13 protein-coding genes are annotated in these 13,788 nt (G+C 67.2%); 6 read left to right on the plus strand and 7 right to left on the minus strand.

Translation table 11 applies throughout. The features are described from left to right. Window positions 1–439 precede the first annotated feature (439 nt). The 5 genes from ACILR9_RS22375 to ACILR9_RS22395 form a co-directional block, all read right to left on the minus strand. The gene (locus ACILR9_RS22375) at window positions 440–1,156 is read right to left on the minus strand and encodes an ABC transporter ATP-binding protein (protein WP_395712169.1); all 717 of its coding nucleotides are present in this window, start codon (window positions 1,154–1,156) and stop codon (window positions 440–442) included. Then, entirely contained in the window at window positions 1,153–1,884 is a 732-nt protein-coding gene (locus ACILR9_RS22380) for an ABC transporter ATP-binding protein (RefSeq protein ID WP_395712170.1), read from the minus strand. The genes ACILR9_RS22375 and ACILR9_RS22380 overlap by 4 nt, the downstream gene beginning before the upstream one ends. Then, window positions 1,881–2,882 (minus strand): branched-chain amino acid ABC transporter permease, encoded by a 1,002-nt coding sequence (locus ACILR9_RS22385; protein WP_395712171.1) that lies wholly within the window; start codon window positions 2,880–2,882, stop codon window positions 1,881–1,883. Before ACILR9_RS22385 ends, ACILR9_RS22380 begins: the two co-directional genes overlap by 4 nt. After that, the gene (locus ACILR9_RS22390) at window positions 2,879–3,760 is read right to left on the minus strand and encodes a branched-chain amino acid ABC transporter permease (RefSeq protein ID WP_395712172.1); all 882 of its coding nucleotides are present in this window, start codon (window positions 3,758–3,760) and stop codon (window positions 2,879–2,881) included. Before ACILR9_RS22390 ends, ACILR9_RS22385 begins: the two co-directional genes overlap by 4 nt. A 140-nt stretch (window positions 3,761–3,900) precedes the next feature. Beyond that, complete coding sequence (locus ACILR9_RS22395) at window positions 3,901–5,151, minus strand: ABC transporter substrate-binding protein (protein WP_395712173.1); 1,251 nt, start codon at window positions 5,149–5,151, stop codon at window positions 3,901–3,903. Between the two features lie 66 nt (window positions 5,152–5,217). On the opposite strand from ACILR9_RS22395, the gene uraD reads away from it, so the two are divergent. Together uraD and ACILR9_RS22405 are read left to right on the plus strand one after the other, a co-directional pair. After that, complete coding sequence (uraD, locus tag ACILR9_RS22400) at window positions 5,218–6,099, plus strand: 2-oxo-4-hydroxy-4-carboxy-5-ureidoimidazoline decarboxylase (protein ID WP_395712174.1); 882 nt, start codon at window positions 5,218–5,220, stop codon at window positions 6,097–6,099. Window positions 6,100–6,131: 32 nt separating this feature from the next. Beyond that, window positions 6,132–7,568: an NAD-dependent succinate-semialdehyde dehydrogenase gene (locus tag ACILR9_RS22405; RefSeq protein ID WP_395712175.1), complete on the plus strand. Its 1,437-nt coding sequence runs from the start codon at window positions 6,132–6,134 to the stop codon at window positions 7,566–7,568. A gap of 144 nt (window positions 7,569–7,712) precedes the next feature. On the opposite strand, the gene ACILR9_RS22410 is transcribed toward ACILR9_RS22405, so the two are convergent. Further along, entirely contained in the window at window positions 7,713–8,708 is a 996-nt protein-coding gene (locus ACILR9_RS22410; protein ID WP_395712176.1) for a Bug family tripartite tricarboxylate transporter substrate binding protein, read from the minus strand. A 148-nt stretch (window positions 8,709–8,856) separates the two neighbouring features. Then, window positions 8,857–9,315: a serine hydrolase gene (locus ACILR9_RS22415; RefSeq protein WP_395712177.1), complete on the minus strand. Its 459-nt coding sequence runs from the start codon at window positions 9,313–9,315 to the stop codon at window positions 8,857–8,859. A 112-nt stretch (window positions 9,316–9,427) separates the two neighbouring features. Between ACILR9_RS22415 and ACILR9_RS22420 the strand changes: the two genes are divergently transcribed. From ACILR9_RS22420 to ACILR9_RS22435, 4 genes are all read left to right on the plus strand, one after another. Next, window positions 9,428–11,245 (plus strand): CocE/NonD family hydrolase, encoded by a 1,818-nt coding sequence (locus ACILR9_RS22420; protein WP_395712178.1) that lies wholly within the window; start codon window positions 9,428–9,430, stop codon window positions 11,243–11,245. 200 nt (window positions 11,246–11,445) lie between these two features. Then, on the plus strand, window positions 11,446–12,003 hold the full coding sequence (locus ACILR9_RS22425; protein ID WP_395712179.1) for a TRAP transporter small permease subunit: 558 nt from the start codon (window positions 11,446–11,448) through the stop codon (window positions 12,001–12,003). Continuing rightward, on the plus strand, window positions 12,000–13,304 hold the full coding sequence (locus ACILR9_RS22430; RefSeq protein ID WP_395712180.1) for a TRAP transporter large permease: 1,305 nt from the start codon (window positions 12,000–12,002) through the stop codon (window positions 13,302–13,304). The genes ACILR9_RS22425 and ACILR9_RS22430 overlap by 4 nt, the downstream gene beginning before the upstream one ends. A 72-nt stretch (window positions 13,305–13,376) precedes the next feature. After that, window positions 13,377–13,736: a response regulator gene (locus tag ACILR9_RS22435; RefSeq protein ID WP_395712181.1), complete on the plus strand. Its 360-nt coding sequence runs from the start codon at window positions 13,377–13,379 to the stop codon at window positions 13,734–13,736. Window positions 13,737–13,788: the final 52 nt, after the last annotated feature.

Below are 13,788 nucleotides of genomic sequence, written 5' to 3' on the forward strand. Positions count from 1 at the left end.
CGACGACGGCAGTCCCAAGTCCTCCCGGACCAAAATCGCACCGCACGCGGCAGCGGCCTTCCGTGAAGGTCGGTAGAGTTGCAGGCGGGACGCGAAGCCGTCAACTGTTCGGCTTGTTCGATCTCGTTTCTCCCGGGCAGCTGGCACAGGGTTCCGGCCGAAGGGCGCAGTCCGGGGAACGCCGAGCACATGAAGTCGATACTGGTCACGGAGTTCGACGCCTTTGGACACACGCCCGTCAATCCGGCCGAGCTGGTGGCGCGGCGTCGCGACGGCTGGAAGGTCGACGGGCGCGACGATCGTGGCGCGGGTCGTTCCGAACTCCTTCTTCATGTGCATCGGACGTCGTCCGCGCGATGGCCGGGAGCGCGCCACTTGACCCCTTGTGTCGCCGTAAGACGGCGACACCTCCCCACGCGCGGCGCGGGGAGGGGAGCCCCTACAGCCCCAGATACGCCTGCCGCACCCGGTCGTTGCCCAAGAGCTCGGTGCCGCTGCCGGCGAGCTCGATGCGGCCGTTTTCCAGGACGTAGCCTCGATGGGCGAGCTTCAGGGAGGCCATGACGTTCTGCTCGACCAGCAGGATGGTGATGCCTTCGTCGTTGAGCAGACGGACGATGCGAAAGACTTCCTGGACGATGGCCGGGGCGAGGCCGAGCGAGGGCTCGTCGAACATGATCAGTCGTGGCTGGCCCATCAGGCAGCGGCCGATCGCCAGCATCTGCTGCTCGCCACCCGACAGGGTGCCGGCGGCCTGGCGGCGCCGCTCGGCGAGGCGGGGGAACAGCTCGAACACGCGCGCCAGCGTTTGCTTCTCGGCAGACCGGGCGCGGCGCGGCGTGGCGCCCATCTCGAGATTGTCGAGCACCGACAGGTTGGGGAACACCTGCCGGCCCTCGGCGACGTGGCCGATGCCGGCCTCGCAGACCCGGTAAGACGGCCATCCGGTGATGTCGACGCCGTCGAAGCGCACGGTACCGCGCGCCAGCCTCTCGATGCCGTGGATGGCGCGAATGAGGGAACTCTTGCCGGCGCCGTTGGCGCCGACGATGGCCACGATCTCGCAACAGGCGATGTCGAGCGCGACCCGGCTGAGCGCCTGGGCGTCGCCGTAGAAGAGATCGAGATCGCGGACCTCGAGCAGCGGCGCGGTCATGAGGCTTCCGGCTCGCCGAGATAGACGTCGAGCACGGCGCGATGGCGCGTGATCTCCTGCGGCGTGCCCTGGGCGATCGTCTCGCCCGAGCTCACCACCACGACCTCGGCGGCGAGCGCCATGACCGCGCGCATGACGTGCTCGATCAGCAGGATGGTGAGGCCGGTCGCCGCGTTGAGCTCGCGCAGGAACGCCACCATGACGTCGACCTCGGTCGGCCGCAGCCCCGCCATGACCTCGTCGAGCAGCAGGAGCTTGGGCTCGGTCGCCAGCGCGCGCGCCACCTCGAGCCGCTTGCGGTCGGGCAGGGTCAGGCTCTCGGCGAGCTGATGGCGGCGGTCGTGCAGGCCGAGCTGGTCGAGGATGCGCGCGGCAACGTCGCGCGCTTCGGCGAGCTCGCGGTGGCGATGCAGGGCCCCCACCGTGACGTTCTCCAGCACGCTCAGCCCCTTGAACGGCTTGACCAGCTGGAAGGTGCGGCCGACGCCGGCATCGCACACATGGTCGGGACGAAGGCCGGAGATCGTGCGGCCGTCGAGCCGGACCGCCCCGGCGTCGGGCGCGAAGACGCCGGCGATCATGTTGAAGATCGTGGTCTTGCCGGCACCGTTGGGGCCTATCAGGGCATGGATGGCACCGGCCGGCACGGCGAAGCTCACCTGGTGCACGGCGCGCAGGCCGCGAAAGCGCTTGCCCAGGCGATTGATCTCGAGACGGGCGCCGCTCACGGGTGCCGCTCCGAGAAGCCGAGCCTGGCCGCCAGCCAGGGCCACACGCCGGCCGGGCGGTACATCACGATCACCAGCAGGGCGAGGCCGTAGAAGATCTGCTTGATGCCGGGGATGCCGAGCGCGTCGCCCGCATCGGTAAAGGCCTCGCCCAGCCCGGTGAGAACCACGGCGCCGACGATCGGCCCGAACAGCGTGCCCAGCCCGCCGATGATCGGCGCCAGGGTGATCTCGATCGAGCGGCCCATCGCGAAGGCGGTCTCGGGAAACAGGTTGTTGTAGTAGAACGCATTCCACACGCCGGCCAGCGCGGTCAGCGCGGCAGAGATCACGATGGCGATCATCTTGCAGCGCAGGACCGGCACGCCGACCGCCTGGGCGGCCTCGGCGTCCTCGCGGATCGCCAGCCAGTAGCGGCCGAGCCGGCTTTCCAGCAGGGCGCGGCAGAGAAGGAAGGCGCCGACCGCGAGGGCCAGGATTACATAGTAGAAGAGAACGGCGCCGCCGCGCAGGTTGGCGATGTCGGTGCCGGCTTCGACCTTGAGGAACAGTCCGCCCGAGCCGCCGGCCCACGGCCAATGGTCGAAGGCGACGCGGGTGAACTCGCCGAAGGCGATGGTGAGCAGCGCGAAGTAGACGCCGGCGAGCGAGAAGCGGAAGCCGAGATAGCCGACGATCGCGCCGGCGAGGGCCGCTGCTGCGACGGCCGCGAACAGGCCGGCCCACGGCCCGATGCCGTAGTGGAAGAACAGCCCTGCCGCGATGTAGCCGCCCAACCCGGCATAGAGTGCATGGCCGAGCGAGAGCTGGCCGGCGAACCCCATCAGGATGTTCCACGCCTGGCCGACATAGGCGAAGTAGAGCACCAGGATCAACACCGAGAGCCAGTACTTGCCGAGCATCGCCGGTGCGGCGAGCAGCAGGACGAGCAGCACGCCCAGGCTCCACAAGGTGCGCGGCGCCGCCGCGCCGACCAGGCGGCGCATCAGGCCGGTCACGGATTGCCCTTGCCGAACAGTCCCTGGGGCCGCAGCAACAGCACCAGGATCAGGAGGCCGAAGCTCACCATGCTCTTGAGCGACGGCTGCACCAGCAGGCCGGCGACGGCCTCGCTGACGCCGATCAGCAGGCCGCCCAGCAGGGCGCCGGTCATGCTGCCCAGCCCGCCAACGATCACGATCACGAAGGCGAGCAGGGTGTACTCGGCGGCGAGGAAGGGCGTTACTGGGATGATGGTGATCATCAGGGCGCCGGCCGCGCCGACGCAGGCGGCGCCGACGCCGAAGGTGAGGGCGTAGAGGCGGCGCACGTCGAGGCCAACCACCAGCGCGCCCATGTTGTTGTCGGCGGCGGCGCGGATCGATTTGCCGGTGCGTGTCCGGGTGAAGAACAGCCAGAGCAGGAGGGCAATGGCGACGGCGATCAGCGCGGCATGAAGCCGAACGGCGTCGAGCACCAGCGGCCCCAGCTCGTAGGAATCGAACTGCGAGTCCATCTGCACGCCGCGCGAGTCGGGGCCGGCGATGGCGAGGCAGCCATTGACCAGCAGGATCGCAACGGCCAGCAGCAGCAGGAACTGCTGATGCTCGGGCCGGCCGATGAAGGGCGATATCAGCCCGCGCTGCAGGATGTAGCCCGCGCCGAAGAACAGGGCGGCGATCACCGGCAGGCTGAGGACCGGCGAGAGGTTCAAATAGTCGAAGCCCATCCAGGCGAGATACATGCCGACGACCATCATCTCGCCGTGCGCGAAGTTGACGACTCGCATGACGCCGAAGATCACCGACAGCCCGAGCGCCATCAGCCCGTACACCATGCCGGTCAGCAGCCCCTTGGTGATGGCCTGCGCGAGCGCGAGGAGGAAGTCGGAGGTCACCACTGCTCCTCCCCAGCTTTGCTGGGGAGGTGTCGCCGTCTTACGGCGACGGAGGGGTCATGAGCCATGGCCCCGCTGCTGCCTTCCGTGACTCATGACCCCTCCGCCCCGTATGATGGGGAAGGAAAATGAATCGCCCATCACGTCCGGCGCTTGTCGTTCCAACCGGGCATCGGGAAGACGAGGGGCGCGCCGGCGGAGTTGAGCGGCAGCACGACGGTGGGCTTGCGCTTGAAGTTCTCGACCGCGGCCGCCTTGATGTCGACGTTCTGGCCCTTGGCGTCGAACTGGATCGGGCCACCCACCATGACGTGCTGCTCGATCTTGATTCTGCGCAAGGCGTCCAGCAGGTCGCCGGGCTTGGTCGACTTGGCGGCCAGCCAGGCATGGGCCGCAATCAGCATGCCCTCGAAGGTGAAGCCGCCATTGAGGTCGAGCTGGTCGTTGGGAAACCTGGCCAGGTGGCGCTTCTCCAGCGCCTTGGTCATGTCGGTTCGCGGATCGAGCCACGGCACGTTGGAGATCAGGAAATCGCTGTACTTGCCCATGGTCTTGAGGAAGTCCTGCTCGTACAGGCCGGGCGCCCCGGGATTCATGACGCCCATCGGTTCCCAGCGCTGCTTGACCATCTCCTGCACCAGGAGCTTGGCGTCGTTGAGCCGGCTGACCGGCAGCAGCAGCTCGGCTTTGGTGGCCTTGGCCTTGGCGACCTCGACCGACAGGTCCTTGGCCGCCGGGTCGTAGGTGATGGTGTCGAGCAGCTCGTAGGGCATGTCGAGCTTGGGGAACAGCGCCTTGATGCCGTTCACCATCGAGGTGCCGAACGTGTCGTTGACGCTCATCAGCACCGCCGTCTTGGGCGTCGTGCCCGAGGCCTTGAACACTTCCTTGTGCAGCGCCAGCGCACCGGTGATCAGCATCGGCGCGGTCGGGAAGTTGCGGACGACGAACTTGTAGCCCTGCTCGGTGATCTGCGGCGCCGCGGCGATGTTGACGATCAGCGGAATGCCGCGCTGCTCGGCAACCTGGGCGATCGCGATGGTCTGGCCGGAATCGAAGGCGCCGACCAGCAGGTGGGCGCCGGCATCGATCGCCTTCTCGGCCTGGGTACGCGCGACGTCGGGCTTGGTCTCGGTGTCGTAATTTACGATGTCGAGCTTCACACCCATCTTCATGTCGGCGAACACGTCGTTGGCGACCTCGGCGCCGCGCCGGCAGGCCTGGCCGATCTGAGCCTGCAGGCCGGAGGTCGGCAGCAGCAGCGCGACCTTGAGGTTGGCGGGTGCCTGCGCCGCCGCGTGGCGCAGCGGCAGCGGCGCGCCGAGCAGCGCGGTGCCGGCAAGTGCTGCCGTGCCGAGACGGCGGCGGGTGACGCGATCGTCGCGGGTCATGCGAACCTCCCTGAAAATCCGGGCGGACTATAGAGACGGTGCTCCGGCCGTGCTAGGTCGGCCGCCATGACGCTGGCCCTGTCCGAGCTGAACAAGATGAGCGCTGCGGCCTTTGGTGCCGCGGTGGGCGACACTTTCGAGCACGCCCCTTGGGTGGCAGAGGCTGCCGCGACCAAACGTCCTTTCGCCACGGTAACCGCCCTTCACGACGCGATGATGGGCGCGGTCCGTGCGGCGCCGCGCCCACAGCAGCTCGCCTTCCTGAACGGCCATCCCGATCTCGCCGGCAAGGCGGCGCGCGCCGGCGCGATCACCGACGACTCCCGGAGCGAGCAGGCGAGCGTCGGCCTGGATACCTTGAGCGACGAGGAGTTCGATCGCTTCCATCGCCTGAACGACGCCTACAAGGCCAAGTTCGGCTTTCCCTTCATGATCTGCGTGCGCCGCCACACCCGGGATTCGATCCTGACACGTTTCGAGCGCCGGCTCGCCAACGCCGCCGCCGGCGAATTCGCCGCCGCCCTGCAGGAAGTCTTTTACATTACGCGGCTTCGGATCGCCGCCAAGGTGACGGGCGAGGGCATGCCGCAGGTCAACGGGCGGCTCAGCACCCACGTGCTCGACACCCATGCCGGCCGGCCGGCCGTCGGCATCGCGGTCGAGCTTTGCGAGTTGGCTGGCGGCCGCGCTCATCGCATCGCCAGCGCCGTCACCAATGCGGATGGCCGCACCGCCAGTCCCTTGATCGGCGGCCGTCCATTGCCAATTGGTCGTTACGAGCTGCGCTTCGCGATCGGCAACCACTTCCGCAGCAGGGGCATCGACAGCGGCGATCCGCCGTTCCTCGACATCGTCCCTTTGCGCTTTTCCATTGCCGAGCCCGAGGGGCATTATCACGTGCCGCTGCTTTGCACGCCCTGGAGCTACTCGACGTATCGCGGTAGCTGACGGCAACACTCTTGGAGGAGAAGGAGAATTCAATGACCTACAGCGACGTCTCCCTGATGATTGATGGCGCCTGGACCAAGGGCGCCAACGGCCGGACCATCCCGGTTATCAATCCGGCGACCGAGGAAGTCATCGGCCAGGTGGCGCACGCCGAGAAGAGCGATCTCGATCGCGCGCTCGCCGCCGCCGACAAGGGCTTCAAGCAGTGGCGCAAGGTCTCGGCCTACGAGCGCTACAAGATCATGCGCAAGGCAGCCGACCTGATGCGCCAGCGTCTCGACGAGATCGCCACCATGATGACCACGGAGCAGGGCAAGCCGCTCTACGAGGCCAAGATCGAGACCAACCTCGCCGCCGACATCATCGACTGGATGGCCGAGGAAGGCCGGCGCACCTACGGCCGCCTCGTGCCGGCGCGCGCCGAGAACGTGTACCAGATGGTGATCAAGGAGCCGGTCGGCCCGGTCGCCGCCTTCACGCCATGGAATTTCCCGATCAACCAGGTGGTGCGCAAGGCCTCGGCGGCGCTCGCCACCGGCTGCTCGATCATCGTCAAGGGACCGGAGGATACGCCGGGTTCGTGCGCCCAGCTCATCAAGGCGTTCGTCGATGCCGGCGTGCCGGCCGGCGTCATCCAGCTGGTCTATGGCGTGCCGTCGGAGATCAGCGAGTACCTGATCCCCCATCCGGTCATCAAGAAGGTGACCTTCACCGGCTCGACTCCCGTCGGCAAGCAGCTCGCGGCGCTGGCCGGCGCGCATATGAAGCGCGTCACCATGGAGCTGGGCGGCCACGCGCCGGCGATCGTGTTCGAGGACGCCGACCTCGAGCAGGCGGTGAACGTGCTGGGCGCCAACAAATTCCGCAATGCCGGCCAGGTCTGCGTCGCGCCGACGCGCTTCCTGGTGCACGAGAAGGTCTATCCCGAGTTCGTCGAGCGCTTCACCGCCTTCGCGAAGAACATGAAGGTGGGCAACGGCCTCGAGGTCGAGACCAAGATGGGCCCGCTGGTCGCCGAGCGCCGCCTGCACGCCATGGACTCGTTCGTCAGCGACGCCATCGCCAAGGGCGCCAAGATCCAGACCGGCGGCCAGCGCAAGGGCAACAAGGGCTACTTCTACGAGCCGACCGTCATGACCGACGTGCCGCTCAATGCCAGGATCATGAACGACGAGCCGTTCGGCCCGCTGGCGCCGATCACGCCGTTCAAGGATTTCGACGGCGTGGTCAAGGAAGCCAACCGGCTGGCCTGGGGCCTCGCCGCCTACGCCTACACCAGGAACACCAAGACCGCGGCGCAAATCGGCGCGGCCTTCGAGAGCGGCATGGTGTCGATCAACCACCACGGCCTGGCCCTGCCGGAAGTGCCGTTCGGCGGCGTCAAGGATTCGGGCTACGGCTCGGAAGGCGGCGTCGAGGCGCTCGAGGGCTACCTCAACACCAAGTTCGTCAGCCAGCTCGGGATGTGACGAGCGGCGCAGCCGCTCGTCATCCTGAGCGAAACGAAGGATCTCTTCATCCTCCTCCTCCCCAGCGTCGTCGCTGGGGACGTGCATGGGAGGCGGGACACGAGATCCCTCGCTGCGCTCGGGATGGATTGATCGCGGGCGCGATCAATCCACCTTCGCGCCCGATGTCTTGATGATCGGCGCCAGCATCGCTTCCTCGGAGCGGCGGAAGGCCACGGTCTCGGCCGGGGTCTTGTAGAACGTCGTCCCGCCGTGCGTGAGGAATGCCGCCTTGAGAGCCTTGCTCTCCAAGGCCTGCCTCACCAGCGCGGACGCTTTCTCGACCATCGCCGGCGGCAAGCCTGCCGGGCCACACAGGCCGCCCCACGACGTCATCTGGAAACCGGGCATGTATTCCGACATCGTCGGTACCTCGGGCGCGATCGGGCTGCGCTCGCTCGTCGTGACGGCGAGTGCGCGCACCTTGCCGGCGCGGACTTGCACGATCGGTCCCGGGATGTTGTCGAACATCATGTCGATCTGGCCCGCCAGCATGTCCTGCATCGCCGGCGCGCCGCCGCGATAGGGCACGTGGAACATGTTGAGTCCGGCGCGCTGCTTGAACATCTCGCCGCAGATGTGGGGGCTCGTGCCCGAGCCGCCCGACGCGAACGAGTACTTGCTGGGGTTGGCCTTCACCAGCGCGATCAGCTCGGGGACCGTGGTGGCCGGAATGTCGAGCTTGACGACCAGAAGGTTCGGCACCGCCCAGAACATGCTGATTGGCGTGAAATCCTTCTCGGGGTCGAACGGCAGCCTGGAATAGAGCGTCGGCGCGATGGCATGCGGCGCGATGCTGAACAGGCCGACCGTGTAGCCGTCGGGAGCCGACTTGGCGATGGCGTCGGCCCCGGCATTGCCGCCCGAGCCGCCCTTGTTCTCGACGATGAATTGCTGGCCGGTCAGCTCGCTCAGCTCCTGGCAGACGATGCGCGACATGACGTCGGTGGCGCCGCCCGCGGGGAACAGGTTGATGTAGCGGACCGACTTGGTGGGCCAGTTGGCCTGCGCCCGGGCGATGCCCGAGGCGATCATTGGACTGCTGAGCGCCCCCGCCATGCCGGCAAGCGCCCGGCGACGGGGCAAAATACGCCTGATCATTCAAAAGCCTCCCTGATACCTTTTCTTGATTGACGGCATCCCGGGCTGTCAGGCGGTCTCGCTGGCCTCCTGCTCGATTGGTACGCGAACGGAGCCTTGACCACCGGAACATGCCGAGGACACGCACGCACGCGACGCGACGCTTACTCTACATCACTTTCGCCGCGCTGAACGGCGCGACGCGCGGGCTTTGCCGCCGAATCGTCGCTCGACCTCGGCGACAGCGACCGCCTTGGCGACCATGCGATCGGCGCCGACCGATCTCCCGCCGGCTGGCGACCGACAGCACGCTCTTGGCCGTATCGGGCGAGAGCTGATTGAAGAAGCGCGCCGTGGCGGCCGCGGTGCTGACGAAGCCGCCGGCCGAGGCGAGCGCACCCAGGCTGTCATCGCGCCAGCAAGTGCGCACTGTCGGGATAGGGCGGAAGCGATGGCGCGGCGTCAGGGCGGCGCCGGTGCCGAGATCGGCCTGACCGAACGCTGTTTCCAGCACCACCTTGCCGCGATGCACGATGGCGAGCAGGCAGCCCGGCTGCTGCCGCTGAGTCACCTGATGGTCGAGCCAGGTGGGTATGTAGTCGAGCGCGGCGTTCAGCCAGCGGTCCATGCTGCTGCCTCCCTTTGCCCTGTGTCGAGGGCGCGCGAGCTTATCAGCGCGCTTGATCGCTGCACGGCGAATCGCGAGACTTGATCGACATTGCCAGAAGAAAGGACCGATCATGCCGGATCGTGACGACCTCGGTTCGGCCTGGAAGGTGCCGCCCAGCCGTTACCTCGCAAGCCGGCCCGCCGAGCACCGGGTGCCGACGCCGAGCTCGGTCTACGTGACCATGCCCGACGGCTGCCGGCTCGCCGTCGATGTTCATCTGCCCGACGGCGATGCATCGAGGCGCTGGCCGACGGTGCTGATCCTCACGCCCTATGTCCGGCGCTTCGCCGTGACCGCCGGCAGCAACGTCGAGCCGTCGCCCAACAGCTTCAAGTATCGCGACATGTTCGTGCCGCGCGGCTATGCCGTGGTGGTGGTCGATGCACGCGGTACGGGAGCGAGCTTCGGCACGCGCGATTCCTTCCGCTCGCCGCGCGAGCGCGCCGACTATCGCGCCATCGCCGACTGGATCGTGGCGCAGGCCTGGAGCGACGGCAGGATCGGCGCCACCGGCATCTCCTATCTCGGCGCGGCCTGCGATTTCCTGGCCAGCACCGGCCATCCCGCGGTCAGGGCGATCGCGCCCCTGTTCGCCGTCTGGGACACCTGGGCCGACAACTATTATCCCGGCGGCATGCTGATCAAGCGCCTGGCGCTGGTCTACGACGAGCTGATGCTGGCGCTCGACCATGACCGGCGCGATCTGCGGGCGAAGTTCGGCTACTTCGCCGATCCGGCGCTGCTCGGACCGATACCGGTGGATGACGACAAGGACGGTGCGTTGGCGCGCGAGGCGGTGAAGGGCCATCTCGCCAATTTTCGCATGCCCGACTTCATCGGCGAGTTCAAATTCCGCGACGACACGCTGCCCTACGATCCGGCCTTCAACGGCACGTCGTTCAGCCCGTGCACCTATCTCGACGAGATTCCCAAGGATGTCGCGGTGTACGCGATCTCGGGCTGGATGGACGGCGCAGGCTACGCCAACGGCACGCTGTCGCGTTTCCTGACGCTGCCCAATAGCGAACGGCGCGTCATGCTGGGCCCGTGGGACCATGGCGCGCGCGTCAACGCCTCGCCGTGGCGGGCGCGGGTCGAGCCCGAGCTGCCGGTGCTGGGCGAGGTGCTGCGCTTCTTCGACCAGCATCTTGCGGGCCGGGAAACCGGGCTCGCGGCGGAAGACCCGATCCACTATTTCACGGTGCATGCCGAGGAATGGCGGGCCGCCAAGGCGTGGCCACCCGTCGGTGGCAACCGGCAGTTCTTCACCGCGGCCGGCCGCGACCTTGTCGCCGATCGACCGGTGCAGGCGACGTCGGACTCGATCCAGTCCGACTATTCGCTCGGCACCGGCGGCGCGACGCGCTACGAACGCATCGCCGGCATCGACGCGACGTCCTACTATGCCGACTGGACCGAGCGCGAGGGCAGGCTCGCGGGCTTCACGAGCGCACCTCTCGCCGCACCGGTCGAGATCGCCGGTCATCCCGTGGTGACCTTGTGGCTGGCGTCGAGCGAGCCGGATGCCGCACTGTTCGTCTATCTCGCCGAGGTCGAGGCTGACGGCACCTCGCGCTATGTCACCGAAGGCGTGCTGCGCGCCATCCACCGCGCCGAGCAGCCGGCGCCGCGCAATTACAAGACCACCTGGCCGTGGCGCAGCTATGCCCGCAAGGATGCGCGGCCGATGCCGGTCGGCGAGCCTCAGATCGTGCGCTTCGCCCTGTTGCCGACCGCGTGGCGCTTCGCTGAGGGCAGCCGTATCCGCCTGTCGATCGCCGGCAGCGACGCCGACCATTTCGTCCAGACCCCGCACGGCCGCCCGCCGCTGCTGACGCTGCTGAGCGGTGGCGATCGCGCGACCATGCTGGAACTGCCGACGGGGTGACTCGTATCCTCCTCTCCAACGAAGTTGGGGAGGAGGAGAACAAGCGTGCCCGGCTACGATTGAACCTAGGCCTCACCGGCGGTAGCCTCCCGTCAAAGCCGGCGACGCATACGACCGGGTGTCTGGGAGGCAAGATGCAGGGAGACGGCACCGCCGCGATCGCGGCAGCGCATCGGCTTTGGTCGCGTCTGGAAGACGGCATGAATCTCGTCGCCGCGGCGGCGATCTTCTTCCTGATGTTCGTCGGCGTGTTCCAGGTGATCGGGCGCACGGCCTTCAACACGGCCATTCACGGCTACATCGACTACATGGAGCAGGCCAGCGCGCTGTTCGCCTTCCTGGGCATCTCCTACGCCCAGCGCGTCGGCGCCCATATCCGCATGGACCTGCTGCTGCGCGGCTTCTCGATGCGCTTCATGTGGGCGATGGAGCTGTTTGCCGTGCTGGTCGCCCTGGTGGCGATCACGGTGCTGGTCGAGACGACATGGGAGAACTTTCTGCGCGCCTGGCAGCTCGGCGATTCGACCATCGACATCAAGCTGCCGATCTGGCCGACCAAGCTGCTGGTGCCGCTGGTTCTCGCCGTCCTCTGGGTGCGGCTGGTCATCCAGTCGATCGACTACCTCAGGCTGATCCGCCATCCCGATGCCGTCCCGATCGCCGTGCCGGTCATCGAGACCATCGAGGTGCAGGCACAGAACGAGATCGAGGAGGCCCTCGGACGTGAAGAGGGCGGCCGCGAGGAGAAGCGGCCATGAGCATCGAACCGCTGACCCTCGGCATCATCGGCTGCGGCCTCCTGATTCTGCTCTGCGTGCTGGGCGTGCGGATCGCCTATGCCGCAGCGATCATCGGTGCCTTCGGGCTTGCCGTTCTGTCGGGCTTCGGTCCCGGCCTGCGCACTGCCGGCGTCGTGCCCCATGCCTCGGTGGTGAACTACACGCTGAGCGTGCTGCCGATGTTCATCCTGATCGGCTATCTCGCCTATTACGCCGGCATCACGCAGGCCGCCTTCGAGGCGGCGCGGCGCTGGCTCGGCTGGCTGCCGGGCGGGCTGGCGATCGCCACCGTCTATGCCGTCGCGGGCTTTTCCGCCGTGTCGGGCGCTAACACCGCGGCAGCGGCCGTGTTCGCCAAGGTGGCCATCCCCGAGATGCTGAAGGCGGGCTACAACAGGCGCCTGGCGGCCGGCGTCGTCGCCGCCGGGGCCACGCTCGATTCGCTGATCCCGCCCAGCGCCCTGCTGGTGGTCTACGGCATCATTACCGAGCAATCGGTCGGCAAGCTGCTGGTGGCGGGCTTCGCACCGGGAATTTTCTCGGCTTTCGTCTACACCGCCATCATCCTCGTCATGTGCTGGCGCAACCCCGAGTATGGCAAGCCGATTCGCGGCTACACTTGGCCGCAACGCTTCCAGTCGTTGCCGGGCACGCTGCCGATCGTGCTGGTGATTGCCATCATCTTCTACAGCATGCTGTTCGGCTGGGCGACACCGACCGAGGCCGGTGCGCTGGGCGCACTCTGCGTCTTCGTCATCGCCCTCGCCCATCGCATGAAATGGGCCGAGCTGCGCGGCGCGCTGCTCGAGACGGCGCGTCTCACCGCGGTGATCTTCACCGTGGTGTGGGGAGTGCTGATCTTCGTACGCTTCCTCGGCTTCGCCGGCCTGCCCGAGCAGCTCGCGGAATGGGTGACGTCGCTCAAGGTGCCTCCGCTTGCCATCCTGCTGGCGATCTATGCGATCTATCTGATCCTGGGCACCATCCTGGAAGGCGTCGGCATGTTCCTGCTGACCCTGCCAGTGGTATTCCCGGTGGTCGAGGCGCTGGGCTACGATCCGATCTGGTTCGGCATCATCCTGGTCAAGCTGAACGGTATCGCCACCCTCTCGCCGCCGGTCGGCCTGGTGGTGTTCGTGGTCAACGGCGTGCGGCCGGATATCTCGGTCGCCGAGATCTTCCGCGGGATCTGGCCCTTCATCTTTGCCGACATCATCACCATCGGCTTCCTGACGGCCTTTCCGGAGATCGTGACTTTCATTCTCGAAGCGGCGGGATGAGATTCGGCTCGGGCCGATGGCGCGACTCCCGCCGAGCCGATAGGATCAGGATACGATCGGAGGAGCCCCGACTTGTCCTTGGCCGGTACGCGCGTTTTCATCGTCGAGGATGAGGCACTGATCCTGTCAACCCTTCAGGACATGCTGGAGGACCTGGAATGCCAGGTGGTCGCGAGTGCCGTCCGCCTCGATGAAGCTCTGGCCATGGCGCGGGAGCTGTCTTTCGACATCGCCATACTCGACGTCAACATCGCAGGACGACGGATCGATCCCGTGGCCGATCTGCTGGCAGCCCGCGGTCTTCGCTTCTTCTTCGCCACCGGTTACGGCCACACATCGCTGCCCGACAATCATCGCGACCGGGTCGTCCTTGCCAAGCCCTATCGGAAGCGCGACCTCGAGGCAGCACTCGCAGCCGTCGCGCTGGCGTAATGGAAAGAGGCGCCCCTCCTGCGAACAAGGGCCACTCCGCAGCCGTCCACCT

Origin of the sequence: Reyranella sp., assembly GCF_044224635.1 — a bacterium.
In the GTDB taxonomy this organism is placed as follows: Bacteria; Pseudomonadota; Alphaproteobacteria; order Reyranellales; family Reyranellaceae; genus Reyranella.

What these genes read in the sequence shown, in the direction of transcription:
- ACILR9_RS22430 (WP_395712180.1), top strand. Translation starts at nt 12,000, where the DNA reads ATGAGCATCGAACCGCTGACCCTCGGCATCATCGGCTGCGGCCTCCTG.
- uraD (WP_395712174.1), top strand. Translation starts at nt 5,218, where the DNA reads ATGACGCTGGCCCTGTCCGAGCTGAACAAGATGAGCGCTGCGGCCTTT.
- ACILR9_RS22415 (WP_395712177.1), bottom strand. Translation starts at nt 9,315, where the DNA reads ATGGACCGCTGGCTGAACGCCGCGCTCGACTACATACCCACCTGGCTC.
- ACILR9_RS22375 (WP_395712169.1), bottom strand. Translation starts at nt 1,156, where the DNA reads ATGACCGCGCCGCTGCTCGAGGTCCGCGATCTCGATCTCTTCTACGGC.
- ACILR9_RS22420 (WP_395712178.1), top strand. Translation starts at nt 9,428, where the DNA reads ATGCCGGATCGTGACGACCTCGGTTCGGCCTGGAAGGTGCCGCCCAGC.
- ACILR9_RS22425 (WP_395712179.1), top strand. Translation starts at nt 11,446, where the DNA reads ATGAATCTCGTCGCCGCGGCGGCGATCTTCTTCCTGATGTTCGTCGGC.
- ACILR9_RS22405 (WP_395712175.1), top strand. Translation starts at nt 6,132, where the DNA reads ATGACCTACAGCGACGTCTCCCTGATGATTGATGGCGCCTGGACCAAG.
- ACILR9_RS22395 (WP_395712173.1), bottom strand. Translation starts at nt 5,151, where the DNA reads ATGACCCGCGACGATCGCGTCACCCGCCGCCGTCTCGGCACGGCAGCA.
- ACILR9_RS22410 (WP_395712176.1), bottom strand. Translation starts at nt 8,708, where the DNA reads ATGATCAGGCGTATTTTGCCCCGTCGCCGGGCGCTTGCCGGCATGGCG.